26 protein-coding genes are annotated in these 26739 nt (G+C 65.5%); 3 read left to right on the forward strand and 23 right to left on the reverse strand.

The window, feature by feature from the left end; genetic code table 11:
- Positions 1-6 precede the first annotated feature (6 nt).
- From H6A16_RS07630 to H6A16_RS07695, 14 genes are all read right to left on the reverse strand, one after another.
- The gene (locus tag H6A16_RS07630; RefSeq protein WP_204617801.1) at positions 7-1650 is read right to left on the reverse strand and encodes a PSP1 domain-containing protein; all 1644 of its coding nucleotides are present in this window, start codon (positions 1648-1650) and stop codon (positions 7-9) included.
- Positions 1641-2771 carry a DNA polymerase III subunit delta' gene (gene holB, locus H6A16_RS07635; protein ID WP_204617804.1) on the reverse strand — a complete coding sequence of 377 codons (1131 nt, stop codon included), beginning with the start codon at positions 2769-2771 and terminating at the stop codon, positions 1641-1643. Before holB ends, H6A16_RS07630 begins: the two co-directional genes overlap by 10 nt.
- Positions 2772-3476, reverse strand: coding sequence for a dTMP kinase (tmk, locus tag H6A16_RS07640; protein WP_204617860.1), 705 nt, complete (start codon positions 3474-3476; stop codon positions 2772-2774).
- Positions 3477-3948: 472 nt separating this feature from the next.
- A complete protein-coding gene (locus tag H6A16_RS07645) occupies positions 3949-4944 on the reverse strand; it encodes a hypothetical protein (protein ID WP_204617806.1) in 996 nt (331 codons plus the stop codon).
- A 233-nt stretch (positions 4945-5177) separates the two neighbouring features.
- Positions 5178-7787 carry a DNA topoisomerase I gene (locus H6A16_RS07650; RefSeq protein WP_204617808.1) on the reverse strand — a complete coding sequence of 870 codons (2610 nt, stop codon included), beginning with the start codon at positions 7785-7787 and terminating at the stop codon, positions 5178-5180.
- A 124-nt stretch (positions 7788-7911) separates the two neighbouring features.
- Positions 7912-8586 carry a hydrogenase nickel incorporation protein HypB gene (gene hypB, locus H6A16_RS07655; RefSeq protein WP_204617811.1) on the reverse strand — a complete coding sequence of 225 codons (675 nt, stop codon included), beginning with the start codon at positions 8584-8586 and terminating at the stop codon, positions 7912-7914.
- A 75-nt stretch (positions 8587-8661) separates the two neighbouring features.
- A complete protein-coding gene (locus H6A16_RS07660) occupies positions 8662-9015 on the reverse strand; it encodes a hydrogenase maturation nickel metallochaperone HypA (protein WP_204617813.1) in 354 nt (117 codons plus the stop codon).
- Positions 9016-9018: 3 nt separating this feature from the next.
- Positions 9019-9807, reverse strand: coding sequence for a twin-arginine translocase subunit TatC (gene tatC / locus H6A16_RS07665; protein ID WP_204617815.1), 789 nt, complete (start codon positions 9805-9807; stop codon positions 9019-9021).
- Positions 9807-10445: a twin-arginine translocase TatA/TatE family subunit gene (locus tag H6A16_RS07670; RefSeq protein WP_204617817.1), complete on the reverse strand. Its 639-nt coding sequence runs from the start codon at positions 10443-10445 to the stop codon at positions 9807-9809. The genes tatC and H6A16_RS07670 overlap by 1 nt, the downstream gene beginning before the upstream one ends.
- A gap of 191 nt (positions 10446-10636) precedes the next feature.
- Positions 10637-10951 carry an STAS domain-containing protein gene (locus H6A16_RS07675; protein ID WP_204617819.1) on the reverse strand — a complete coding sequence of 105 codons (315 nt, stop codon included), beginning with the start codon at positions 10949-10951 and terminating at the stop codon, positions 10637-10639.
- Positions 10952-11011: 60 nt separating this feature from the next.
- Entirely contained in the window at positions 11012-11695 is a 684-nt protein-coding gene (locus H6A16_RS07680) for a tetratricopeptide repeat protein (RefSeq protein WP_204617821.1), read from the reverse strand.
- A gap of 30 nt (positions 11696-11725) precedes the next feature.
- Entirely contained in the window at positions 11726-12106 is a 381-nt protein-coding gene (locus H6A16_RS07685) for a hypothetical protein (protein ID WP_204617823.1), read from the reverse strand.
- A gap of 87 nt (positions 12107-12193) precedes the next feature.
- Positions 12194-12898 carry a ubiquinone/menaquinone biosynthesis methyltransferase gene (locus H6A16_RS07690; RefSeq protein WP_204617825.1) on the reverse strand — a complete coding sequence of 235 codons (705 nt, stop codon included), beginning with the start codon at positions 12896-12898 and terminating at the stop codon, positions 12194-12196.
- A complete protein-coding gene (locus H6A16_RS07695; protein WP_204617827.1) occupies positions 12899-14182 on the reverse strand; it encodes an aminotransferase class I/II-fold pyridoxal phosphate-dependent enzyme in 1284 nt (427 codons plus the stop codon). It abuts the gene before it with no gap.
- A gap of 238 nt (positions 14183-14420) precedes the next feature.
- Between H6A16_RS07695 and H6A16_RS07700 the strand changes: the two genes are divergently transcribed.
- On the forward strand, positions 14421-14675 hold the full coding sequence (locus tag H6A16_RS07700; protein ID WP_204617829.1) for a hypothetical protein: 255 nt from the start codon (positions 14421-14423) through the stop codon (positions 14673-14675).
- Between the two features lie 168 nt (positions 14676-14843).
- Complete coding sequence (locus tag H6A16_RS07705) at positions 14844-15269, forward strand: hypothetical protein (RefSeq protein WP_204617831.1); 426 nt, start codon at positions 14844-14846, stop codon at positions 15267-15269.
- 207 nt (positions 15270-15476) lie between these two features.
- On the opposite strand, the gene H6A16_RS07710 is transcribed toward H6A16_RS07705, so the two are convergent.
- The 7 genes from H6A16_RS07710 to H6A16_RS07740 form a co-directional block, all read right to left on the reverse strand.
- Positions 15477-15749, reverse strand: a complete 273-nt coding sequence (locus H6A16_RS07710; protein ID WP_204617833.1) for an HPr family phosphocarrier protein — start codon at positions 15747-15749, stop codon at positions 15477-15479.
- Between the two features lie 87 nt (positions 15750-15836).
- Positions 15837-16475: an RDD family protein gene (locus tag H6A16_RS07715; protein ID WP_204617835.1), complete on the reverse strand. Its 639-nt coding sequence runs from the start codon at positions 16473-16475 to the stop codon at positions 15837-15839.
- A 3-nt stretch (positions 16476-16478) separates the two neighbouring features.
- On the reverse strand, positions 16479-17552 hold the full coding sequence (locus tag H6A16_RS07720; protein WP_204617837.1) for a M24 family metallopeptidase: 1074 nt from the start codon (positions 17550-17552) through the stop codon (positions 16479-16481).
- Positions 17553-17630: 78 nt separating this feature from the next.
- Complete coding sequence (locus H6A16_RS07725; protein ID WP_239458278.1) at positions 17631-19007, reverse strand: PTS sugar transporter subunit IIC; 1377 nt, start codon at positions 19005-19007, stop codon at positions 17631-17633.
- A 55-nt stretch (positions 19008-19062) separates the two neighbouring features.
- Positions 19063-19425, reverse strand: a complete 363-nt coding sequence (locus tag H6A16_RS07730; RefSeq protein ID WP_204617839.1) for a PTS sugar transporter subunit IIB — start codon at positions 19423-19425, stop codon at positions 19063-19065.
- Positions 19426-19524: 99 nt separating this feature from the next.
- The gene (locus H6A16_RS07735; protein ID WP_342589735.1) at positions 19525-19845 is read right to left on the reverse strand and encodes a PTS lactose/cellobiose transporter subunit IIA; all 321 of its coding nucleotides are present in this window, start codon (positions 19843-19845) and stop codon (positions 19525-19527) included.
- A 68-nt stretch (positions 19846-19913) separates the two neighbouring features.
- A complete protein-coding gene (locus H6A16_RS07740) occupies positions 19914-20960 on the reverse strand; it encodes a M20/M25/M40 family metallo-hydrolase (RefSeq protein WP_204617841.1) in 1047 nt (348 codons plus the stop codon).
- Between the two features lie 250 nt (positions 20961-21210).
- On the opposite strand from H6A16_RS07740, the gene H6A16_RS07745 reads away from it, so the two are divergent.
- Positions 21211-22401 (forward strand): MalY/PatB family protein, encoded by a 1191-nt coding sequence (locus H6A16_RS07745; protein ID WP_204617843.1) that lies wholly within the window; start codon positions 21211-21213, stop codon positions 22399-22401.
- A gap of 125 nt (positions 22402-22526) precedes the next feature.
- On the opposite strand, the gene H6A16_RS07750 is transcribed toward H6A16_RS07745, so the two are convergent.
- Positions 22527-24449, reverse strand: coding sequence for a BglG family transcription antiterminator (locus tag H6A16_RS07750; protein WP_204617845.1), 1923 nt, complete (start codon positions 24447-24449; stop codon positions 22527-22529).
- Between the two features lie 308 nt (positions 24450-24757).
- Positions 24758-26182 (reverse strand): Na+/H+ antiporter NhaA, encoded by a 1425-nt coding sequence (gene nhaA, locus H6A16_RS07755; protein ID WP_428830079.1) that lies wholly within the window; start codon positions 26180-26182, stop codon positions 24758-24760.
- Between the last annotated feature and the right edge of the window lie 557 nt (positions 26183-26739).

The raw sequence follows: 26739 nt of genomic DNA on the forward strand, positions 1-26739 counted from the left end.
GCTGGCCTACTGCGCCGGGGTATCCGACGGACGTCCGCCCTCGGAGCCCTGGGAGCCTTCGCCGCCCGTACGCGGCTTGCGGGAGCGGCGACGCCGACGGCGCTTCTTCTCGCCGCCATCGGCACCCTCGGAAGACGCCTGGGCGTCGGGCGCCGGCGCCTTGCGCTCGACGTTGCCGCCGCCGTCGCCGGGACGACGGCGCGTGACCTTGACCTTGCCCGAGGCGACCTGCTCGGCGACCGACGGAACATCGGGTTTCGTCGACGGAGCGCTCTTGCCCTCGCCCCGCGGCTGATCGGAGGCAGCCTTGTGGCGCCGGCGGCGCGAGCGGGAAGCGGCCTGCTCGTCTGCCTGCTGGGACTTGCCCTCCGGCGAGCGCTGCTGCTCACGCGCGGCAGCGGCGCGGAAGGCATCGTCGCGCTCCTCGGCGGAAAGATGCCTGCGGCGACGGCGCGACGACGAAGACGCCTGGGCCTCCGCCTGCTGAGCGGGGGCCTGGGACGCGCTGTCGCTGCGACGGCGACGGCGGCGCGAGGACGCCTGGTCCTGCTGGGACGCGCTTGCGGCCGAAGCATCCGCCTCCGCCTTGCTGCGGCGCCCGCGCTTGCGGCTGGACGTACCCTCGGCGCGGGCAGCCTCCTCCTCGCGCTGCTTCTTGCGACGCGGCGTGGGGCCCGAGGCCACGATGCGGTCGGCGCTGTCGAGACCGTCGCCCATGTCAACGCCCATCTCGCGATCGAGCTCCATGAGTGCGAGCTTGATCTCGGGCGACTCGATCTTGTCGAGCACCTCGCGGGTCACGGTATCGGGACGGCAGGCGCAACCCTGCTCGCGGCTGCGCTTCACGCACTCGTCGGAACAGGTCATGTCGGCCAGGTTCACGCGGAACGCCTTGCCGTTCTCGAGGCGCAGCACGAGCTGCTCCTTCGGGGTGTCGTATTCCTGGATGCGCGCCTTGCCGAGCGGGGTGTCGATGACCGTCTTCTTCTTGGGGGCGCGGCCCTTGAAGTCCTTGTACGCCTCGAACTCGTAGCGCAGACAGCACATGAGTCGGCCGCAGACACCCGAGATCTTCGTCGAGTTGAGCGGCAGGTCCTGCTCTTTGGCCATACGGATCGACACCGGCTCGAACTGACCGCCGAAGCGCGTGCAGCACAGCTCCTGGCCGCAGTGGGCATAGCCGCCCACCAGGCGCGTCTCGTCGCGCACGCCGATCTGGCGCATGTCGACGCGCATGCGGAACCTGCTCGAGAGGTCCTTCACCAGCTGGCGGAAGTCGACGCGATCCTCCGCGGCGAAATAGAACACAACCTTCTCGCCACCGAAGAGGAACTCGACGCCCACGGGCTTCATGTCCAAGCCGTTTTTCTCCACGAGCTCACGGAAATCGGCCATGGCGGCGTCGCCGCGGCGAGCAAGCTCGTCGGCGCGATCGTAGTCCGCATCCGTCGCGATGCCCAAAACGGGCTTGAGCGGCGCCGCGAGCTCAGAGGTGGGGACCTCGAACGGATCGGCGGTCACCAGGCCGAACTCCGTTCCGCGCTCGGTCGAGCAGATGGCGTGATCGCCCTGCATGATATCGAGCCCCTGCGGATCGAACCACAGGTCGCGCGAGGCATAGGTAAACTTGACTGGTACGACTACAGGCATACAAGAGCCTTCCTGATATCGAAGAGCATGACCTCGATGGTCAGCTGGGGGGTAATGTTGCGGGCAATGCGCTTCTCCGCGGCCGATACGGCATCGAGCGCACCGAGCGCACCGGCCGTGGTCGTCACGGAAGCAAGGCGCGCGACGATGTCCGCTGCGTCCTCGTCCACGATGCCGTCCGATGCGCCCTCGAGGCTCATCAGCACATCGCGCAGCAGAACGCGCACGCTTGCCAGCGCCTCCATGATACCCGAACGCTCACGCGCCGATAGTTCGCGCTTGTTCCTGTCCTCGAGCTGCTTCAAGGCTCCACGCGAGAGATAGTCGGCGTTTTGCTCGAGCACCGCCTGCTGCGTCGACTTGACGTCGGCAAGCGGAGCGCGGATCGCGCCCATGAGGTCCTTGGCCGCCAGCAGGATATCCGCCTCGTCGGCGCGCGGCAGGGCGTCGACGGCGCGCAGCATCTGCCGACGTGCCTCCTGGCGCTCGGCGCTCTTGAGGAACTCGATCGCGCGCGAAGGGCTTCCCGCCACCGCGACCGCCATACGGCAGCGCGCGGGCGCAAGCCCCGTCGCATGGGCGACGGCGGTCGTGGACTCCTCGGTGGAAAGCATCCGGAACGGCACGCATTGGCAGCGCGAGACGATCGTGGGAAGCATGACGTCGGTGGAGGTTCCCAGCAGGATGAACACCGTATGGGCGGGCGGCTCCTCCAGGGTCTTGAGCAGGGCGTTAGCTGTGTTCGCCCGCAGCTGCTCCGCACGGTCGATGATGTAGACCTTGCGCGGTGCGCGGATGGGCGAAAGCGCGACGTCCTCGAGCAGATCGCGCACCTGGGCGATCAGGTACCCCGTTGCGCTCTCCGGCTCGTACACATGGACATCGGGGTGCGTATGCCGGGCCACTCGCACGCAGGCGTCGCAGGCGCCGCAGCCGTCGTTCTCGCACAGCAGGGACTGGGCCAGCGCCCAGGCGGCATCGAGCTTGCCCGACCCGGGAGCGCCCACGAACAGGTAGGCATGGCTGACGCGGCCGGTCGTGACGGCATGGGACAGGAAATCCCGCACGCGCGGCTGTGTATCGAGCTGGGCCAGCAGCCCAGCGCCCGAAGCGGCGGTCATCTAGGCACCCACCGAGAGCAGCGCAGCACGGGCATCGGCCGCATCGACCGGCAGCCCCGCCCGGGCGAGCTCGGCGAGCATGCAGGCAAAGACCGCATCCACCGGCTGTGAGGCATCGATCAGGCGCACACGCTGAGGCTCCTCGCGCGCGATGGTGCGAAAGCCCTCGGCAACCTGCTCTTGGAAGGCCAGGCCCTTGGCCTCCATGCGGTCGGGCGAGCCGTCGCGGTCGGACCTGCGGGCCGCCGCCGTCTCGGGGTCGATATCGAACACGAACGTGATGTCGGGGACGCGCTCGCTCACGGCAAGCGCGTTCGCGCGGTCGACATCCTCGCGCGCCGATCCGCCCGCAATGCCTTGGTAGGCCGTCGTGGAATCGAAGAAGCGATCGCACACCACCACCGAGCCCGCATCGAGCGCGGGCGCGATGACCTCGTGGACCACCTGGGCGCGTGCCGCCTCGTAGAGCAGCAGCTCGCAGGCGTCGGACATGGCCTCGTTCGCCGGATCGAGCAGGATGTCGCGAATCTGCTCCGAGATGGCGACGCCGCCCGGCTCGCGCAGCAGCACGACCTCGCGGCCGGCATGCTCCAACGCCGCCGCAAGCAGGCGCGCCTGCGTCGACTTGCCGCAACCATCGATTCCCTCGAGCGTGATGAACACCGCGAACAACTCCTTCGGCCTGATGCTTTGATCTCGAACCATCATACACTGCCTGAGACCGCACCCGCGCATCCTCCACCGAAGGAGAGGGCGCGACGCCCGGGAGGGAGGCGGCGGACATCCGGTTGCAAAGGTCCTTTCAGCCAAAAACTCTGTTCCGCACGGTGCGCATCCGCATTGCCGGTGCACTTCCTACCACCCAGCGGCATTGCCGGTGCACTTCTAGCCATCCAGCAACGTTGCCGGTGCACTTCCTGCCATCTGTCCGTATTGCCGGTGCACTTCCTGCCATTTCTCGGCATTGCCAGTGCACTTCTAACCAGTTTCATTTTTGCCAGTGCACGTGGGGTACATAATCAGACTCGTTTATTGTTCCCCAGGTGCACCGGCAATTGCAAAACTGGTCGAAGGTGCACCGACAATAACTGAGACCCGTAAGCCCTGTTCGAGCTCCGCATTATTGACCGTCCAGCACGCTGCCCTAAGCTGAGCCCTGTTCGTCCCGTCCGCATCCCTATTCATCGACGCGTCTCGGAACTCCTGCACACTCGAGAAGCTGCTCGAGATACTCCTCATCGGTCGCCTGCTTGAAGGAAAACCTCACGACCTTCAAGCCCGTCAGGTTAAGATGCGATTCGCGCAGCCGCTCGGCCGTCAAGGTTTCGATTGCCGCCCTGATCGTCTCCTCAGCGTTATCAGTAGTTGTTTTCGACGAACCCTTGTACTTGATCGCTCCGTCGAGTTCGCCCACGACGGCGCTTCCGTCCGGCAGCCGCCAATAGAAGTCCACGCGCTTCGCCGCCCCCTCGCTCACAGGATCGGGTATCTCAACCTGCAGCTCGGGAACAGCAAAGCCTAGTTCGATCATGACAGCTCGGGCGATAGACTCTCCGCCGTTTTCGCTTCGCCCATCCATGAACTCGAGGATCCTGTAAGCATTGCGAATGCCGCGTCGTCTATAGCCGTTCTTTTCCACGTATCCCCTGAGCACAGACTCCTCGATGAGCTCCCAGTGCAATGCGGAATCGACAATCGCCAAACCGAGCCGGAACGTCGTCTGGCACATGCAGTCAAGCAGGGTTCGCGCTAGCGATGTGACGCGGATGCCATCCACTATGCGCGTCTCGTCTCCCTCCACCACGTGGCACGATACGACGTTTGTCATCTTCCGTTTGCTTTCGTGAGCGGAAACCGCCAAGTGGACCCGGTCGACCAAGGTGTTCGAAACCTGCAAGCCATAGACCAGCGCCGCCGAGAAGCCCGAAAAGGTCCATTCCGGATGGACTCGGGCCATCGTGCGAATAAGAAACATCGCCCGTAATCGCTTTGACAGACGCTTGTACTTCTCGGAGCTGCAATATAGGCCCGAACAGGCCTCGGTCGCCCTACCCCTCTTTGCCTCGTTCGCGAGCGCCCTTCGCTCCCGTCTTGTCGAGCCGTATGCGTACCTGTTCTCCTTCTCGGCGTCGGCGAGAAGGGTTTTAGCAATCGTCTTCGCCCTATCCGCCATGTGCGGTCACCCCCTATCGCTCGGGCAACCGTAGCAAAAAGCAGTCGAACATATCTCAAACGAACGCACCGAGGCCATCTAACATGGCCGGTCAAACGCCTGTGGCACCCAATCGGGACCGAAACTCAATCGGTGAACGGCTGCGAAGACCGTCAATGCGCGCCCATGCAACGAATGACGGGCTGCGGGAACCCTGTCCTCACAGCCCGTCCAAACTCAGGTGAATATAGCCCCTACTCGGAGGTCTTCTTCTTGACGGCAGTCTTCTTGGCAGCCGTCTTCTTGGTTGCCGTCTTCTTGGTTGCAGTCTTCTTGGACGTCGTCTTCTTCGCGGTCGACTTCTTGGCTGCTGCGGAGCCCTTACGGCCGCGACCTGATGCCGCCTTCTTCTCCTTGCTGGGGCAATCCATGTTCACGCAGATGCGCCACGGGCCGCGCGCGGTGTGGACCACCACGATCGGCGCTCCGCAGTGCTCGCAGGTCTCACCCGTCGCCTCGAGCTTGCCGCGGCCGGGCAAGGGATAGGACACGCCGCAGTCGTCGTAGTTGGTGCAGCGGATGAAGCGCTTGCCGCTTCGCTCCGACTTGTGCGCGATGAGGTCGCCGTGGCGGCCAGCCTCGGCGCAGACCTTGCACTCCCCCACCTTGAGGTCGGGCTCGTAGTTCGTCGGGCACTTGGGGTTCACGCAGATCTCGTAGGCCTTCTGGCGGAAGGGCTGGCACTTGATGCGCGGGGCGCCGCACTCGGGGCACACGGCGGCCTCGCCCTCGAGCGGGCTCACGCGCACGCCGGACGGCACCGGGTAGGTCACGTCGCAATCGGGCCAGCCCATGCAGCCGATGAAGCTGCCGCGGGTCTTGGCGCTCGTCTTCATGACAAGGTCCTTGCCGCACTTGGGGCAGGTGCCGACCTTGGCATCGGCCGTCACGGCGTCCGAGATGGCCTCGCCCAGATCGTCCTTGTGCTCGATCAGGGCGTCGAGCATGCCGGCGAGCAGCGCACGCGAATGGTAGACCACCTGCTCCTGCGTGTCGGCACCCTCGGCCACGTGCGTCATGTCCTCTTCGAGCTCACTGGTCATATCCGGCGTGGTGATGCGCGGCGCGAACTCGTGCAGGGCGTCGATGATCGCCATGCCCAGCTGGCTCGGCTCGATGGGGCCGCTCGGCGTGCCCTTGAAGTACTTCACCGCGTACAGGCGCTCGATGATGCTCGCGCGCGTGGACTTGGTGCCGAGCCCCCGCTTTTCCATCTCCTGGACGAGCTTGCCCTGGGAATAGCGCGCAGGCGGCTCGGTCTGCTTGGCCTCGAGCTGCATGTCGCGCACGTCGACGGTGTCGCCGGTCTCCAGCGCGGGCAGCTGCTCGTCCTTCTTGAGACCGAAGGGGTACACGGCGCGGAAGCCCGGCACCTTCAGCACGTCGCCGGATGCCTGGAACGGCTCGCCCGCGACGTCGATCTCGATCTTCGTACCCTCGATGACGGCGGGGTCGGACAGCGTCGCCAAGAAGCGGCGCGCGATGAGGTTGTAGAGCTTCCACTGGGCGGGCTCGAGCTTGGTCGGGTCGGCCGGCGCGGTGGGATAGATGGGCGGATGGTCGGTCGTCTCGGTCTTGCCGCGCGTGGCGGTGAGCTTCTCGCGCGACAGCAGCTCGCGGCAGGTAGGCGCGTACTGGGGAACAGCCGAGATGGCCTTCACGGTGGCGCGCAGGTCGAGCGAACGCGGGTACACCGTGTTGTCGACGCGCGGGTACGAGATGAGACCGTCCATGTAGAGCGACTCGGCGATGCGCATGGTACGCGCCGGGCTGATGCCCTCCGCCGCGGCCGCCGCCTGCAGCGAGGTGGTGTTGAACGGCGCGGGCGGGCGCTGGATGCGGCTCTTCTTCACGACATCGGTGACTGTGCCGGTCGTCGCGTTCTCCACGTGCGAAAACGCCGCGGCTGCTGCAGCCTGGTCGGTAAAGCGCCCCTGGGCATGGGAGATCTTGAAGGCCTCCTCGTCGCCGGCGCCGGCCGGGCGGGCCTCGCCGGAGATGATCCAGTAGTCCTCGGGAACGAAGGCCAGGCGCTCACGCTCGCGCTCGACCACGAGGGCCAAGGTCGGGGTCTGCACACGGCCGGCGGAGCGCACGTTGCCGAAGCCTCCGAACTTGGCCATGGTGAGGTAGCGCGTCAGGGCCGCACCCCAGATGAGGTCGATATACTGGCGGGACTCGCCGGCATCGGCCAGGTTCTGGTCGAGCTCCACGAGGTTGTTGAAGGCGTGGTCGATCTCAGCCTTGGTGAAGGCGGAGTAGCGCGCGCGGGACACGGGAACATCGGGCGCGACGTCGCGCACCATGGCCAGCGCGTCCGAGCCGATCAGCTCGCCCTCACGGTCGAAGTCGGTGCCGATCACGACGGAATCGGCCTTCTTGGCGAGGTTCTTGAGTGCGCGGATGATCTCCTTCTCAGCAGGCAGCTTCTCGATAGGCGCCCACACGAGGTACGGCAGGCTCGGAACCTTCCAGCCCTTGATGTCGATGCCGTCCTTCAGAAATGGCTTGCGCTTGGACTCGTACGGCGGGCGCGCCAGGCCGTCGGGCACGTCGGCGGGAAGCATCTCGCCCTCCTGGCTGATGGCGTACCAGCCGAGCTTCTTGTCGAACTTGAGCTCGGTGGGAAAGTCGGGCGCCAGGATGTGGCCGCGCAGACCGATGGTGACCCACTCCTCGCCGTCCACGGTAAAGCGGTAGACCGGCGTGTTGTAGACCTTGTCGGCCTTGGGTTTCCCGACGCTGCACAACAGGCGCGCGATCTGCTGGGCTGCATCGTTTTTCTCGGTGATGACGAGCTTCAAAGCGGCTCCTTACTTATATATGTGCGTCCGCGCGGCGTGCACGGACGGCAAAGTCGTGTACCGCAACGTACCACAAGTGAGCCGCGAGCGCGAATTATTCGCAATGTGGAAAAGAAGCCCTCTCCTATTTTCCCATCTGAGCGGCGAGCCAGGTGACCCACTCGTCCATACCGGTGCCGCGGGTCGCGCTGATGGAGAAGCGCGGCGCTGCGGGGTTCAGATCGTCGAGCGTGCGGTTGTAGCCGTCCATATCGAAGTCGAAGGCCGAGGCCACGTCGATCTTGTTGAGCAGCAGCGCGCCGGCGTGCTGGAAGATGCCCGGATACTTGATGGGCTTGTCGTCGCCCTCCGGGACGGACAAGATCATGACGGCGAGGTTCTCGCCCAGATCGAAATCGACGGGGCACACGAGGTTGCCCACGTTCTCGATGAAGATGACGTCGATGTTCTCGAGCCCCACGCCGGCGTCGAGCGCGTCGATGGCCTGGCCGATCATATTGCCCTCGAGATGGCACAGGCCGCCCGTGTTGATCTGGATGGCCGGCATGCCTGCCTCCTTCATCTTGACGGCATCGACGTCGCTCGCGATGTCGCCCTCGATGACGGCGCAGCGCAAGCCATAGCGCTCACGCAGCAGCTCGTTGGTGGCGAGGATGGTCGAGCTCTTGCCCGAACCCGGGCTCGAGAGCACGTTGATCACGTAGGTGCCCGTGCGCTCGAAGCGCTCACGCAGCTCGTTTGCCAGGCGCTCGTTGCGCGAAAGGATCGAGCTGCCGATCTCGACGGTCTTCTCTGCCATGGTTCCTCCTTGGCTCAGCTATCTTCGTCATCCCCACCAGGAGCGACAAGTTCGTACCTGGCACCATCTTGTCGCTCAGGTGTCGTCCTCGATCTCCATCGAAACGATGTCCATCTCACGGCCGGCAAGCAGCATCGTCTGGCCGCTGCCGCAAGCGGGACATCGCAGGTGGAAGCGGTCGTGCTCGAACTCGTTGCCGCACTGCACGCACACGCTTCTCGGCCGCACGTACTCGACCTGCATGGTCGCCTCGGCGGTCAGTGGATCGTCTTCACGCAGGATATCCCACGCAAAGTCCATCGACTCTTCGTTCACCTCGGCCATGTCGCCGATGCGCAGCGAAACGGAAACGACGCGCGAAGCACCCGCCTCGCGCGCCGTCTTGACTGCAACATCTAGGATTCCGGAAACCAGTCCCAGCTCGTGCATTCGCTACTCATCGTCCTCGTCATCCGAGAAGAAGACGCGGCCCTGGGTGAGGCCCTTCTTGCCCTCGCGCGCCACGATCACGAAGCGAGTCACAGCGAGCGAGATCTCGTAGAGCGAGAGCATGGCCGCGTACATGAACAGCAGGGTCACGGGGCTCGCGTCGGGCGTGATGGACGCGGAGACCACGAGCATCGCCACGTAGATGTAGCGCCAGGCAGCGCGGAACTTCACGTACGGCACAATGTGGAACACCGCGAGGTAGAACACGATGAGCGGCAGCTCGAAGGCAACACCGAAACCGATCATGAGGAGGATCTCGATGTTGATGTAGTCCTCGAGGTTCGGCAGGACCGTCGCGATGCTCATGGTCTCGCCGATGAGCCACTCGAAGCCCGCGGGAACGATGATGAAATAGCAGAACACCGCGCCCACGAAGAACAGCAGCGTGGCGGCGAGCACCGTGGGGACGACCCACTTGCGCTCGTTGGGCTTGAGCGCCGGCAGGAAGAACGCCAGGATCTGCCAGACGATCATGGGCGTGCACATGACGGCCGCCACCTTGAGCGCCAAGCCGAACTTGATAGCGAAGCCGCCGAGCGACGAGGTGATGACCGGCTCGACGCCCTCGGGCAGCGAGGGCAAGATGGGGTCCTTCAGGATATCGACGAGCACCGGCGTGGCGAAGTACATGACCACGGTGGCGATGATCACCGAGACGACGATGATGGTCAGGCGGCGACGCAGCTCACCCAGGTGGTCGAGCAGCGGCATGCGTGCGGGTCCGATGGGCATTACTGCTCACCCCCTTCCGCAGCGGGCGCGGCGGCATCGGATTCGGCAGCGTCCTCGGAGGCGGCGGCGCGGCGATGCTTGCGCGGACGGCGCGCGTAGAGGTCCTCGGTGGTGCGCACCTCGGGCTCCTCCTCGGCAGGGGCCTCAGGAGCTGCGGGCGCGGACACGACCTCAGCAGCGGCCGCAGGGGCCTCCTGAGCAGAAGCGGCCTCAGCCTGCGCGGGGGCAGAAGCGGCCTCGACGTCCCCGGCCTCAGCGGTCGGAGCGTCCTCGGCGGCCTGCTCAGCGGCCTCGCGCTCCGCCTTCTCGGCGGCAAGGCGCGCGCGGCGCTCGGCGAAGGTCTCCTTGCGGCGCTGCGTGGGCGCAGACGCGGACTCGACATCCGCGTCGTCGTCATCGACTGCAGCGGCCGCATCCGACGCCGCCGCGGCCTTCTTGGGCTTCGGGGCCGAAGCGGCGGCCGCCATGGGATCGACGACCTCGGTCTGCACGACATCCGTCAGCTTCTGCTGCGTCTCGCGGAACTGGCGAAGCGCACGGCCGATGGTGCGGCCCATCTGCGGAAGCTTATCGGGTCCAAAGAGCAGGAAGGCGAACACCAGGATGATCACCAGCTCTGTTCCGCCGATACTTGGCACGAGCGAACCTCCCGTGATTCAATCGATGCGCCCGAGCGGACGCAGGACGAACAGTGATTAGGCAACTGTAGCAGTATACCGCGCCTGAGCAGCAAACAGGGCGCATGCGCGAAATGCGCACGCGCCCGCATGCAAACCCAAGCTACAGGCCGTGCCGAATCGCTCCGGCGCGGCAGCTCGCAGCGGCGGCCTTACGCCCCCGTGATGCCGATCTCGCGATCGACACCGAGCAGCTGCGCCACGCGCATGACATTGGGCTGGGCGTTGATGACCTCGAAGCCCTTCTCGTGCTCGGCGGCATGGTGGGCGGCGCCCACGAGCACGCCGATACCCGTCGAGTCGATGTAGGACACGTTGGCGAAGTCCAGGGTGAGCTTGGCGGTGGGCTGCTCGAGGGCAAGGTCGATGTGGTCGCGCAGGGCGGCCACGTTCGAGATGTCCACCTCGCCCGCCACGGACACCAGGTAGCGCTCGGGCGTGGGGGTGGTGGTGATGCCGAGATCCATATGAATCGCTCCTCTATCGGTTGCGTTGCGCGGCGCCGCACGCCGCGCGGTCTTGTCTTCCTAGGCGCCGTTCAGGGCGTCTAGGCGCTGCTGGGCGTAGGTGAGCACGCCGTAGGCGTCATCGGGATCGGTCTCGATGGCGTGCTCGTAGGCAGCCCGCGCGTCGTCGATGCGTTCCTCGGACTCGTAGAACATGCCGAGGTTCGCCCATGCGGGGCCGAACGTGTCGTCCTGGGCGACGAACTCCTCGAGCGTCGAGATCGCGCGGTCGACATCCCCGGTATAGAAGATGCAGATGGCCCGATCGACCTCGACGGACTTCGAACCCGGGTTGTCCTCGAGGTAGTCATCGTAGCGCGCGATCGCCTGGTTGAACAGGTCGACCACATGCTTGCCGTCCTCGTCGGTCGCAGCGACCTGCTGCGCGGCGGCGCCCCAGTCGAAGTAGCCGTTGGCCAGCTGAAGCAGCGTCGAGGGGTTCGTCGGGTCCGCATCGTACTGAGCCTGCAGCTGCTCGATCGTCGAGGTGTAGTTGGCATCGACGTGGCTCATGTCGTGCTCATCGGACGCACCCGAGGCCGTCGCGTCCGATGAGGTGGACGTCTGCGCGGCATCGGCATCGCTCGCGGGGCGCGGGGCGAAGGCACCCGAGAGCACCACGAAGGCGATAGCCGCGACCACGATGGCGATCGCGGCGACGATCACCACCTGCATCCGCTTGGTCTGTTGGGCAGAAAAGGCCATATCGACCTCCTTATTCGCAGCTTGGCGTGACTAGGCGTCCGTACCGTCGCCCTCGACCACCGTGGCCGTGCCGTCCTCGTCGATACTCAGCTCGGGATGTCCCTCGGGCAGCATCGACGTGGAGCTATCCGTATCGGAAGCGGTGTCGGTCATCTCCGCGCTCTGAGCTGCCTCGAGCGCGCTGTATGCGGTCGAGGTGCCGATCAGGTAGCCGATCACGACACCGAGCACGAGCGCGATAAGCGCGATGGCGACCACCATCCAAAACGGAGGCGCCTCGCGGCCGGCAGCGGGTGCGGCAGGCTGCTCAGCCGCCGGCCCGCGCTGAGGCGAGTCGGTCCGGGCGGTCGACGGGGCGCTTCCCGCCGCCTCCATAAGCTCCTGCTCGTCATCAAAGAACTCGTCAGCCATGGCTCCGCTATCTCCCTATCCGGTCACTGGGTGTTTGTCTATTGTAGCGGCCGCCCCGCACGCGCGGGACACGGTCCTAATTTCACATCACTTGACGGCGGTGTAGACGGCGGCGATGCCTCCGGTGCAATTGCGGTACGACACCGTCGTAAACCCGGCTTCGCGCAGCTCGCGGGCTATGACGTCCTGAACGGGGAAACCCTTGATGGAATCGCGCAGGTACTCGAAACCCGAGCGGTCGCCGCACAGCAGGCCGCCGATAAGCGGAATCATATGCGTGAGGTACCAGCCGTACAGCGCGCGCCACAGCGCGTTGGGCGGCGTGCCGAACTCGAGCACCACGTAGCGGCCGCCGGACGCGAGCACGCGGGCCGCCTCGCGCATCGCGCGCGTGCGCTCCGAGAAGTTCCTGAGGCCGTATGCGCAGGTCACGACGGTAAACGACCCGTCGTCGTAGGGCAGCGCATGGGCATCGACCTCACGCAAGCCCACCGGCACGCCGCGAGCGGCGCCGCCCTCGATGCGCTCCTCGGCGACCTCGAGCATCTCGGGCGTGAAATCGGTGAGCTCGACGGATGCGGGCGGGCAGCGGCGGCACAGCTCGAAGGTCACATCGCCCGTGCCGCCCGCGACGTCGAGCACCCGGTCGTCGCGGGTGCAGGCAGCCGCCCGCGCGGTACGCGCCAGCCAGCTCCGGTAGATACCGAAGCTGGACAGCGCGTTGAACAGGTCGTAGCGGCGCGCGATGCCCGAGAAGATCGAGCGGACGCGCGTGCCGTGCTGGTCGAGCATCTAGGCGCGCGCCTCGCGGGCGAGCTCAGCCGACACGAGCTTGACGGCGAGCACGAGCACGTCGAGCGCAGCGGAGAGCTCCTCCACGCTGGGATAGGTCGGCGCGATGCGGATATTGGTGTCGTGCGGGTCGTTGCCGCCGGGCCAGGTGGCGCCGGACGGGGTGAGCTTGACGCCCATCTCCGCGCACAGGGCGCCCACGCGCTTGGCCGAGCCCTCGGGACCGTCGAACGACACGAAGTAGCCGCCGTGCGGATGCGACCAGGTGCCGCAGCCGGTGCCGGAAAGGCCCTCGGTCAGCTTCTCCTCCACGCAGGCGAAGCGCGGGCGCAGGAACTCGGCGTGCTTGCGCATGTGCTCGCGCACGGCATCGAGCGTCGGCAGGAAGCGCGTGTGCATGAGCTGGTTGAGCTTGTTGGCCGAGATCAGACCGACCTTGAGCGTGTTGGCGACCTCGACGACGTTTGCCGGCGAGGAGCCGAAGAAGGCGATGCCCGCGCCGGGGAAGGTGATCTTGGAGGTCGAGGCCACGGCGAGGATGCGGTCCTCGGCACCCGCCTCGCGCGCGATGTCGAAGATGTTCGCGAGCGTATCGGGCGTGTCGGTGAAGTCGTGGACCGCGTAGGCGTTATCCCACACGATGCGGAAGTCCGGAGCGGCCTTCATGGTGGCCAGACGGCGGACCGTCTCGTCGGAGTAGGTGATGCCCGTGGGGTTGGAATACTTGGGAACGCAGAACATGCCCTTGATGGAGTCGTCGGCGGCGCAGAGGCGCTCGACCTCGTCCATATCGGGGCCGGTCTCGGTCATGCGCACCGGCACGTTCTCGATACCCAGGTCCTGCGTGATGCCGAAGTGACGATCGTAGCCGGGCGCGGGGCACAGGAACTTCACGTGCTCGAGCTTGCTCCACGGCGTGTAGCCGGGCACGCCCTTCTCCCAATAGTGGATGAGCACGGACTGCATGATGTTCAGGCTCGAGGAGCCGAGCACGATGGTCTGATCGGCAGGCAGGCCGAGGAACTCGCCGGCCAGGCGGCGCGCCGAGGGGATGCCCTCGAAGCAGCCGTAGTTGGAGCAGTCGACGCCCTCGTCGAACAGGTCGGCATCGCTGCTCAGAATGTCGAGCATGGGACGGGAGATGTCCACCTGGGCGGGCGACGGCTTGCCGCGTGCCATATCGAGCGCCAGGCCCTTGGCCTTGACCTCATCGACCTGGGCGCGCAGCTCGGCGATCGCGGCGTCGAGCTCGGGCGTCTCCATCTTCTCGTAGATTGTTTGCATGACGGGCCCTCTTCCTTTTCGTGTGACCGAGCGTGGTTTCCGCAGGTGCTCAACCTCGCAGGTCGCGTTCACACAGCTCGCACTAGTATACGCGCGCGGCAGAAAGTTGCACGAGTTTATCCATCCGCGTGACCGCCTGTAAACATATCTTCATGCATCCGCCGCAAGGGCGCCGCACATGGGCTCGCCGCGCCGCCGTGGTACATTAGTCGGCACACGCACGATTGAGGGAGGACCCATGAGGCTCGGATCGTTTCAGGCAGAGGAGTTCGGCGACCTTCAGCGCCTGGTGGACGGCATGTTCATCGGCCGCGAGACCATCGACCGACTCGACCTCGTGGTTCAAGCCGAGATCCTGGACCTCTCACCCGACCTCATGGAGATCGTGACCCTGCTGCCCCCGGGCACCTACGACCGCCAGCGCCTGTGCGACCAGCTGAACTCCGCGCTCGCCGCCCACGGCTGGGGCAGCGCCTACGGCACGGTGGAGTGACGGAAGGGCGCCCGAGCTGAAAGGGCGCCCGAGCTGAAAGGGCGCCCGAGCTCGAAACCATGGGTTTGTACCGTATAGAGGGCTTCATACGGTACAAACCCATGGTTTCGGTCGTGACCTGCAAGGCGATGCAGGCTTTCGGAGCGCCTGCGTCGAATGGGAGGCATCATGAAACGTCAGGAACAGGAACTCGCCGAGGCGTTACAGGCAGCCGATGACGCGCTGGAGCACCTGTACGCCGCTCAGGGCCAGCTTCGCTCAGCGGGAAACTGGGGGCTGTTCGATATCGTTGCAGGCGGTTTTCTGGCATCGGCCGTCAAGCGCAGCAAGATGAAGGATGCCCAAAGAGAGCTCGATGCCGCCCGAAGCGCCCTCGCCGTGTTCGTACGCGAGCTTCACGACGTTGAGGGCGCCGATGGCGTCCACATCGAGACCGATGGGTTCGTCTCGGCGATCGACCTGTTTTTGGACAACCCCTTTGTCGATCTCTACGTGCAGACCCAAATCGATAGCGCCCGGGAGCGGGTGGCAGCGGCCATCGAGCAGGTGGAGGAAATCCGCGACCAGCTTTCCCGCCGTCGCGCATCCTCGTAAGAGCAGGCAGACGCAGCCGCTCCTTCCCCACCCGGCAATCGTGTCCGTGGGTTTGGTCCGCTGAGACGTTGCTCAGTGGGCCAAACCCACGGACACAATCTCTCAGGGCATCGGCGGCATGGGCGGAAACGCAATATGGGCCCCTCGGGCAACGCTGCCCGAGGGGCCCATCGAAGGGAGAGAGCTGCAGAGCTGTCGGCTGTCGAGCTACTCGCCGCAACCGGACTCGACGAGGGCCACGAGGGCGTCGACGGCCTCGACCTCACCCTCGCCATCAGCGCGGAACTCGACGGTGTCGCCCGCGCCGGCGCCCGCCATCATGATGCCGAGCATAGAGCGAGCACTCTTGAACTCGCCATCCTTCGTGGCGTTGCGCAGCTCGACGTCGATGTCGAACTTGGCGGCCTCGGTCGCGAGCATCGCGGCGGGGCGGGCGTGCAGACCGGTCGGGTTGACCACCGTTACAGACTTGACGTACATGATGTCCGTCCTTTCTCAAGGTCGCCCGGATGCGAAGATCGCCCACCGAGCGCATAAAGATTCAAACGATGCGAGGACATAGCCGCCCTATCGCACGGCCTCCTCGTAGAGGGGATGGCCTTCGGCGGGAACGACCCGCGTGCGGGACAGGTAGTCGTGCAGCGCGCGGCGCGCCGGCAGCGCCAGGGCCATCACCGCAGAGATCAGCGTGATGACGATGCCCGCGATCTCCCAGTAGTAGTTGACGTCGACGCGCGTGATGAGCACGGCCATCTCACGGATGTAGCGCGCCACCACGAAGCCGGAGCCCTCGAGCAGAAAGCCCACGAGCGCCTGGCGCACGATCAGCTGGGGCAGCGAAACCGGGCTCGCGGCGACGTCGTCGCGGGCGATCCGCAGACGGGAGATGCGCTTGCCGGGCGTCTGCCCGGGCCAGATCTTCCAAGGGATGAAGATGAAGTAGAACCACGCCGCCACGACGCACAGGCAGCCCACGCCGATACCCACAGCCCAGGGGAAGCCCAGGGCCTCGAAGGTGTAGAGGTCGGAGAACATGTCGGTACGACGGGTGAGCAGCGCATAGGCGACCACCGCGGGAAAGCCCGACACGATGCCGCCCAGGGCCCAATCGATCACGTAGGCGTACAGGCGCGACGCGACGGGCGCATTCGGCATCGGCACGACGCGCTTCTCGCCGCCCTTCGCCTTGGAAGACCGCTTGCCCATGCCCTACCTCACGTCCAGCACGAGCAGGTCCTTGGGCGTGGCGTTCATGGGCACGCCCACGCCGTTGCGCACGACGACGTCGTCCTCGATGCGCACGCCGCCGACCTCGGGCACGTAGACGCCCGGCTCGCACGACATGATCATGTTCTCGGCGAGCACGATGTCGCCGGAGGCGCGCAGCAGCGGCAGATCGCCGCCCAGGCCGATGCCGTGGCCGAGGCCATGGGTGAAGTACTCGCCGTAGCCGGCGTCGGTGATGACCTTGCGGGCGGCAGCATCGACATCGCGGGCAACGACCCCTGCACGGATGGCCTCGATGCCGGCGAGTTGGGCTGCAAGCACCACCTGGTAGATCTCGCGCATCTGCTCGGTCGGCTCGCCGATGAAGCAGGTGCGGGTCATATCGGACTGATAGCCGTCGAGCTGCACGCCGAAGTCGATGAGGATCGGCTCGTGGGCACCCACGGTGCGGCCCGTGGGACGCCCGTGCGGCATGGCGGCACGCGGGCCGGTGGCCACGATCGTGTCGAACGACATGGCCTCGGCGCCGGCGGCAAAGGCGTAGTACTGCACGAGGGCGCCGATCTCGTGCTCGGTCATGCCCACATGCAGGCGGTCGACGACCTTCGCGTAGATGTCGTCGGCCAGATCGACCGCACGCTGGACCGCGGCGATCTCGGCTTCGTCCTTGACGATGCGCATGCGGGCGCACTCGTCGCCCAGAAGCACGAGCTCGAAGCCGAGCTCCTCCAGGCGGCGGTACTCGGGCACGAGCACGCAGGCCGACTCGATGCCGAGCGTGCGGCAACCCTCGTCGGCAAGCGCGGCACGCAGCTCGTCCATATAGCTTGCGCCCTGCTCGTGCACGCGGAACTCAAGGTCGTGCTCGCGCTCGGCGGCCTCGTTGACGTACCTGCCGTCCATGATGAGGTAGCCGCGCTCGCGCGTGATGAGCACGTTGCATCCGCTTCCCGTCAGGGTACCCAGGTACTTCTTCATGGTCTTGGACTTGATGAGCATCGCGTCCAGACCGCGCTCGTCCAGAAACGCGCGGACGTTATCGACATGGGCGTTCATAGCGACACCTTTCTTACGGGAAGGGATGGGAGCGGCAGCCGCAAGAAGCGGCTGCCGCGGGGAATGGGGAGACGAACCTTAGAAGTCGAGGTCGAGCTCGTCCAGAATGGCCTCGTCCTCAGCGGAGAAGGACTCCTCCTTCTCCTCCTTGGCCGCGGCGATACGAGCCTCCTCGGCCAGGGCGCGCTTCTCGGCGACCTTGCAGAACGGGTAGTACACGATGAGCGCGAGCACGAGCTGCACCAGGTTGGCCACGACGGAGGTCCAGCTCATGTTGGTCAGGAAGCCCTCGAGGAACACGCCCACGTACGGCGGGGTGAAGGTCGAGCAGGGCACCCAGCCCCAAGCCTCGAACCAGAAGGGCACGGAGGAGATGATGCCGCCGAAGATGACGAACGGGACGAAGAAGATCGGGTTCAGCACGATGGGGGCACCGAACAGGATGGGCTCGTTGACGCCGAACAGCGACGGGATGAAGGCGATCTTGCCGATCTCACGCTGAGCCTTGGACTTGGAGAGCATGAACCAGATGACGACGCCCATGGTCACGCCCAGGCCGGTGAAGCCGCCGAACGCGGACATCGGGCCAGGGGTGAAGATGTGGGTCGCAACACCGCCGGCCTGGACCGCAGCGATGTTCTCGGCCAGGAACTGGGTGGCGATGGGCTGGACGATCGGCGACAGGACGGAGGGGTGGATACCGAAGAAGAAGATGAAACAGCGCAGCATGTGGTAGAAGGTAACCGCAACCGGGCTGTCCATGGAACCCACGAGCGGAGCCAGCAGGTTCGTGAAGATGGCACCGGGCATGACGCCGAAGACGCCCTGGCACACGATGCGGATGATCAGGAACACGGCGATGTTGATGATCGTGACCGGGATGATCTCGAAGGAGCTGGAGATGAAGTCGGGCACGGTATCGGGCATCTTGATCGTGAAGTGGCGCGCCTTGCACCAGCGGTAGACCTCGACGGCCAGAAGCGCGGCGAACATGGCGACGAACAGGCCCTTGGAGCCGAGGTAGGTCAGCGAGATGCCGCCGGCCTCATCCATCTCCATTCCGAGCAGCAGGTAGGCCACGAGCGCCATGGTCACGGAGCCGGGGATGTCCAGGTCGTAGGACTTGCCCAGGTGGAACGCCGTGATGGCGGCCACGAACAGGGCCATCATGCCCATGGACACGGTGTTGGCCAAATCGAAGTAGCTCGTGTTGGCCAGAATCCACTGGGACAGCGGGTTATCCTCGCCGATCATGTTGGGGATGGCCGAGGGGATAAGGCAGAAGGAGCCGATGAGCAGCAGCGGCGTCATGGCGACCATGGCCTTCTTGACGGCGCTCAGGTGGCGCTGCTTGTCCATCTTCTCGGCGATGGGGCCGAGGTAGGTGTTGAGCAGGTTCTCGAACTTATCGAACATGCTCTTCTTGGGTGCGGGGCTGGCAGTAGCATCCGCCATGGGGTACCTCCCTTATATAGAAGCTAGGTCGTACGCGCGAACGAGGTGCGGGCGCTTAGGCGCCGGCCTTCTCGGCAGCGCGGGCGCGATCGGCCTTGGCCTTGGCGATGAGCAGCTGCTTGAGGACGGTGGCGCCGTCCATCTTGCCGTAGGTCTCCTGGTCGACGATGATGTAGGGGATGTGGCGCGGCTCGATGAGCGGCTTGATGCTCTCGAGCTTGTGGGCGACCTGCGGGCCCATGATGAGGGCGTCCATGTGGTCGACCTCCTGGTCGAGCAGGTCGGCGGCGATGGCCTTCAGCGTGAAGTCGTCGTCGTTGAGCTTCTCGGAGTTGTGGATGGTCTGCTTGATGCGCTCCATGAGCATGGTGGTCGAGAAACCACCGGCGCAGCACAGGACGATATCCATCTTTGCCATGTCGGTTCCTTTCCTATCAGGCGTTTTGCACCGCGTCCTCCTCGCGGTGCCCTTATGCGATAGCGGGCGGCCGATGCCCCGGCGCACCCGCCGATGCGCCTACTCGGCGTCGCGGGCCTCGAAGATCTTCACGAGCTCCTCGATGAGGTCGCGCGCGAGCTGAGAGGTCATGTAGTGGTCCTGGGCGTGGACCATCAGCAGGTCCGCCGTCGCGGCGTCGGCACCACCGGCGAGAGCCTGGGAGATGACCTGCGTCTGGGCGTTGTGCGCGGCGAGATCGGCCTCCTTGGCCTCCTTCAGCGCCTGGCGCGCGCCCTCGTAGTCGTGCTCGCGCACCTTGGCGAGCGCGGAGAACGCGAGGGCCTTGCTGGTGCCGGCGGCACCGATGATCTCCATGATCTGCTGCTCGTTGATTTCCACCTGTCGTTCCTTTCGATTCCGGCGCCCGCACCCGGCGGGCGCATGTATCCACGTTTCGGGCGCAGACCCTAGTCGAAGCTCTTGAGCTCCTCGTAGGTCGCGCGGTCGATCGAGGTGGCCAGGGCGCACACCAGATCGACGGCGGCGTCGAGGTCGCTGCCGCGCATGACCGACCACGAGCCGTGGCAGTAGCGCACCGGCACGCCGATGACGGTCGCCAGCTTGCCGTCGCCCACCAGATGGGCCGTGCCGGCATCGGTGCCGCCGCCCTTGAAGATGTCGCGCTGGAAGGGGATGTTGTTCTTCTCGGCCGTATCCAGCACGAAGTGGAGCATCTTCTCGTTGGGGACGTGCATGCGGTCGTAGTGCACGATCATGGGACCGTGACCGCACTTGCGCTGGTTCTCCCAGTTGCGGGTGAACTCGGGAGCGTTGGCGATGTCGATGGGGATCACGATGTCGGCATCGACATGGGCGGCAGCGGTCTGGGCGCCGCGGCAGCCGACTTCCTCGGACGAGGAGCCGGCAAACCAGATCTCGGCGGCGTGCCCGGTCTCGGCGAGGCGACGGGCGGCCTCGACCACCACGTACACGCCGGCACGGTCGTCGAACGCCTTGCCGATCAGGATGTCCTCGACGGGCTGCTGCTCGAACTCGGCGGCAAACGTGCCCCAGTCGCCGATCTGGATGCCCAGCTCGGCCACCTCCTCGGCGGTCTCGCAGCCGAAGTCGATGTACATGTCGGTCGGGGTGCCGTCGGCGTCGCACTTGGCGAACAGGATGCCGCTCACCTTCTTGCCGGAGCGGGTCTTGATACGCACGATCTGGCTCTCGACGCTGTTCTTGCGCGGGCCGCCCACGCCGATCACGTGGACCATGCCGATATCGGAGATGTAGCGGACCATGAAGCCCGCCTCGTCCATGTGCCCGGTGAACAGGATCTTGACCGGGTTCTCCTCGGTGCCCTCGCTCTTGAACATGATGCTGCCGAGCTTGTCGTACTCGATGTGGCTGTAGGTGTCCTCGAGCTCGGCGCGCATGATGGCGCGCACCTCGCCCTCGCGGCACGCGACCGCATCAGCGTTGGAAAGCTGGCGAATCAGGTCGACGTTCATCGTACCTCCCACACTTGCTGCCCGGCCGGCCCGCCTGGCGGGCAGATGGCCGGATCGTTGCATCTACGGTTGCGAGTGTAGTGGGCGCGGTGTTCTTTGGCTGTATCCGCCCTTGCACCGCAGCGGTGCAAGGGCCGTGATGACCTGCGGTCTTTCTGAAGGTTCCCGCTTGTTAGGATGAACGTGCACCGAAAACGAGGGCGCGACGGCTTTCCCGCACACGCCCGCCGACCGTCAGGAAGGACAGGTCATGACCGAACCCTTCGACTTTGACTGCATGGCCGACCGCAGCCTCGACCACGCCCGCAAGTGGGATCCGAAGATCATGGAGCAGAAGTACCCCGGCACGCCGGAGGGCTTCATCCCCATGTGGATCGCCGATATGGACTTCCCCGCCGCACCCGCCATCCGCGAGGCGCTCGCCCGCGTGGCGGAAAACGGCGCCTACGGCTACGGCTACGCGCACGACGGCTTCTACGACGCCGTGATGTCGTGGCAGCGCCGTCGCCACAACAACGAGGTCAAGCGCGACTGGATCACGCTCGCCTACGGCACGGTGCCCACGATGCACTACCTCTACCAGGCGTTCTGCCAGCCCAACGACTGCGTCATCCTGTTCACGCCGGTCTACGACCCCTTCGGCTACGCGGCTCACAACAACGGCTTCCGTACCATCTCCTGCCCGCTCGTCGTGCGCGATGGCGTCTACCAGATCGATTACGATCTGTTCGAGGAGCAGATGGAGCGCTACCGCCCGCGCGTGCACCTGTTCTGCTCGCCGCATAACCCGTCGGGCCGCATCTGGTCGCTCGAGGAGATCGAGCGCGTCGCCGACATCTGCCGCCGCTACGGCTGCCTGTTCGTGGTCGACGAGGTCCACTGCGAGCACATCATCTCCGGCGAGTTCCACTCCGCCCTGCAGCTGCCCGAGCGCTACTACGACAACCTGATCGTGCTCACCTCGCCCAACAAGGGCTTCAACCTGGGCGGCCTCAAGACGAGCTACTCGATCATCCCGGACGCCAACGTCCGCTCCCGCTTCCGCCATCGCCTCGAGATGAACTCCATCACCTCGCCCAACACCTTCGGCTGCGCCGCCATCATCGCCGCCTACACCGAGTGCGACGAATGGCTCGATGCCATCACCGCCTACCTGGCCGAAAGCTACCGCTACCTGGCCGATTTCATCGATCGCGAGATGGACGGCTGGAAGCTCATGCCCATGCAGGCGTCCTACCTGCCGTGGGTGGACATCTCCGGCACCGGCGCCACGGCGACCGAGCTCACCTGCCACATGGCGCGCGAGGCGGGCGTCGTCGTGGGCGACGGCACCTACTACGTGGGCGACGGCGCCAACTACGTGCGCCTGAACCTCGGCACGCCGCGCGCCCTCGTGGTCGAGGCCATGGAGCGCATGCGCGACCATCCCTACCGGGCATAGGGCGGCACCTCAACCCAGCTCCTCCCCTTCCAATACGACCCCGCGTCACACATGCGACGCGGGGTCGATTTCGTTGAAGGGTTTGATTCGCGCTCGGAGTGGGCGGCCTATCCGGCGCGAAGCCTTTACGCGTACTCCAGCAGCATGCCCACGAACTCGTCGAAGGTGCGGGCGCGGGCGATCTGGCGTATGGCGCCCGGCTGCGTGAGCACGCGGGCGATGAAGTCGAAGATCTCGCGGAACAGGGCGCGCTCCTCGCGGCGGATAGCCAGCGCGAACACCGCGTAGACGGTTGTATCGCCCCAGCGCAGGCCGCGCGGATGCAGCGACACGGCGACGGCCGTGCGCTTGGCGTCCATGTCGAGCGGGTGCGGCAGCGCGATGTCCTGATAGGCGCTCGAGCTCACCTCTTCGCGCTCGAGCAGGCAGGCCGTGAAGTTGTCGTAGGCGCATCCGCTCTCGATCAGCAGGTTGCCCAGGTGCGACAGGGCGTCGTCGCGGTCGGCATACGGCTGGTCGGTGAGGAAGAACTCCCGGCTGAAGAAGGACTGGAGGCTCTTCTCGATCTCGGCGCGGGCGCGGGCGCGCCTGATGCTCCGCGCGCGGCGGGCCACGTCCTCCACGTCGCGATCGTTGAAGAACGGCGAGATGGTGACCACGGGGGCATCGTTGAAATCGGTCAGCGTGATATCGCTGATCACGAGGTCGATGTCCTCGAGGGTACCGATCGCACCCAGGCGCGGCACCACGCCGTCGATGACGACGTCGCTGCCCAGGCGCTCGGAGAACCGCTTGATCTGCCCCGCGTCGACCGAGGTGCGCCGGGGGCTCACCAGCACCGCATGGAGCTTGTCGCTCTGCGAGCGCTGCTCCTCGACCAGGCAGCCGACATGCAGCGCGATATAGGCGATCTCGTCCTCATCCACCGCAAGGCCCGTCTCGCTCCACACCGTGTTGGCGATGGACACCGCCACGTCGTAGATGAAGGGGTAGCCGTTCTTGATCGAGGCGAGCTGGGGGTTGCGCAGCGGCACGCCGAGGCGCATGCGCGCGACCATGTTCGTGAGGTGCAGCGTGAAGCGCAGCTCGAACTCCTTGTTGGAGAAGTCGAGGCAGAAGTCGTCGGCAACGCGCTCGCGGATGATGTCGAACAGGCGCTGCGCCGTATCGTGATCCTCGCCGCCGAGCTCGAGATGGTCGGAGCGGATCAGGTTCGCCGAGAGCAGCAGGTGGAGCGATTCGCAGTCGGATTGCGACATCTCGATATCGTAGGCATCCTCGATGATGTGGCGGATATCCTCGGCGAGCGTATGGACCTCTTCGCGGACGCCCTCGTCGCTGCCGGAATCCGACACCGAAAGCGCCGGGTAGGGCGTCGAGAAACCGTTGGAGGCACGCTCGACCGAGATGGCGATGTGCAGGATGAGGTTCGACAGCGCGTAGTCGTTCACGAAGCAGCCGTGGCTCTTGAGCGCCGCCTCGATCTTCTCCTGCAGCTCCTTGAGGTCGAGGTCGGGGAAATAGCCGTTCACGAGGTCGAGCTGGCTGAAGAAATCCTTCGTCTCGTCGAAGATCAGCCGGTTGACGAGCTTCTTCTCGCTGCGCTCATCGCCCTCGATGAACAGCTCGCCGCCCGATGAGCGCAGGCGCAGGCCGAAGCCCGTCAGCTCGCGCTTGACGGCGACGAGCTCGTTGTCGAGGGTGGCGAGCGATACGCAGAGCTCCTCGGCGAGCTCAGCGCAGCTCACATGGCGGCGCCTCATGAGCAGCTCGAACAGGATGTGCTTCTTGCGCTCGTCCATGTTCTGGGGAACGCCGGCATCGCGGCGCGCCGTGAGCTCGGCCGCCTGCGCGGCATCGCCCAGACGATAGCCCTTAGGACCCGAGAGCACCACGCCCGCGGCTCGCTTGTTCAGCGTCGAGATATCGTTTTTGATGGTGCGGGCCGAGCACCCGAGTTCCGCCGCCAAAGCTGATGCTGTGGTCCAATCATCGTTGCGTTCAAGAATGCGCACGATGCTGTAGCTGCGATTACTGTCCGCCATCATACGCTCCTCACCGTTTTGCCCTACGTTACGCAGTCGCCTTGCCGCCGGCAACCTCCAGTTTTTCACCCTAGGGGTGAAACGGACCTGCACGCTGCCGTGCTCGCGCGGGAAGTCTATCGTATGGTGCCCCGTGCGCCCAGCGAAATCGACATCGTCAACGAGAACGACAGCCCCTTGTGACCGGCTTGAAACCGACTGGAAAACTCGAACCCATGGATTTGTACCGTATAAAGGCGTCCATACGGTACAAATCCACAGGTTCGAGCTGTGCGGGCGCCGCGAGCTCTGCGAGGCGGCGCCCGATTGCGCTACGAGCGGCGCTCGCGGCAGGCGAAGTGCATGTAGATGAGGCCGAGCACCGCCGCCGACACCGAGCCGGCAAGGATGGCGGTCTTGGAGGCCAGAAGCTCCGCCGGGATCTCCGTGAACGCGAGGCCGGCGATGAGGATCGACATGGTGAAGCCGATACCGCCCAGGATGCCCACGCCGATGATGTGCGGCCAGCGCACGCCGCGGGGCAGCTCGGCGAGGTGCGTCTTGACGAGCAGCGCGGTCATGCCCGCGATGCCGATCGGCTTGCCCAGCAGCATGCCGAAGTACACGCCGAGCGCGACGGGATCGAACAGAAACGTCGCGGGATCGACACCAACCAACCTGACCTGCGCGTTCACGAATGCGAAAATCGGCAGGATGATGAAGTTCACCGGCGTGGAGATGGCGTGCTCAAGACGCTGCAGCGGCGGCGTCACGCGATGCATCACGCGCTCGACGCCGTTGACCGCGTGCGTGAAGTCGTGCTGGCCGAGGATGTGCGCCTCGTCGTCAAAACGGTCGTCGAGCTCGGGGAGCTTCGCGCGCACCCATTCCACCAGGCCGCCCGCATCGATGTCAGAGCGCGCCGGGATGGTGAAGGCCAGGATCACGCCGGCGAGCGTCGCGTGGACGCCGGACTGGTACAGGCAGAACCACAGCACGAGACCGAGGGCCAGATACGGTGCCAGGCGGAAGTGCCTGCGGATGTTGAGGACGACCAACAGCGCGGTCACCACCGCGGCGGCACCGAGCCACATCATGCTCGGGGCATGGCCGTAGAACAGGGCGATGGCCACGATGGCCAGCAGGTCGTCGGCGATGGCGAGCGTCGAGAAGAACACCTTGATGGCCGGGGGCACGCGGTTGCCCAGAAGCGAGAGCACGCCGAGCGCGAAGGCGATATCGGTCGCCATGGGGATGGCCCAGCCGTAGACCGCTCCCCCGCGGTTCACGAACGTGTAGATGCAGGCGGGCGCGATCACGCCGCCCACCGCCGCGAGCATCGGCAGCATGGCCTGGCGCGGGCGCCTGAGCTCTCCGACGGTCATCTCGTATTTGAGCTCGGTGCCGACGAGCAAAAAGAAGATCGCCATGAGGAAGTCGTTGACGAACAGCTCGAAGCTGAACGAGAACTCCCACCCGGCGATGCCGATCGACACCGGCAGGGCGAACCACTCGTGCAGCGCATAGTACGCATCGGTGTTCGCGCAGATCACCGCGGCGACGGCGGCGAGGATCATCACGCAGGCGGAGATGGTGCCGTTGGAGGTGATGCGGTCGAGCACGCTGCGGCGCTCGATGCGCAGGCGCTGCTCATCGCTCATGAGCGGCACCGGTATGCTCGGAGCATCCAGGGCAAGCGCCTTGCGCTCGACCGCCTTGGCCGTCCGCTGGTTGTGCATGCGCTTACGCTTTGTCATGTCAGCTCCGATCCTTTCTGCACCAAGCGTCCTTCTCACAAAACCGCGGGCGCCGCATCCGACGTCCCGCGGTTCGTAATAAATTATTATTGACTCTCAAGCCCTCATGCGGCAGTTCTTTGGGAACGCGCGGCAAAAGCGAGCAAGCGGTCTGTAGGCTCCGGGGAAGCCCCGAATACAGCATCCCCTACCCGTGATAAAAACCCACCGATTCAATAGGCGATAACATGGAACATCCACGGGTCGTGCGCAGGTTCTGCACAGGGCGTTTCACAACAGTGCCCGGCGCTCGCGGGCCCATCGCCACGCCCCCCTCCGCTTTGTTGACGGCGCGACCACAGCACATTGACGGGCCGGCTTCGGCGGGGTATCCTTCACGTCAGAGTACGCAGCGCGTACGAAGGGGCGCACCACCTCGGGTGCGGTGTCCCTTCGTGCGCGCTTTTTTTAATATGAGCTGAACATTGTCAAGAGGCAAAACCGGCCCGACCGCCCGCGGAGCTACCGCGACCGGTCGGGCCTACCTATCTTCACCCGGGCTGGCTGCCGCCTGAGGG

This window comes from Collinsella tanakaei (assembly GCF_016900375.1).
Lineage (GTDB): Bacteria > Actinomycetota > Coriobacteriia > Coriobacteriales > Coriobacteriaceae > Collinsella.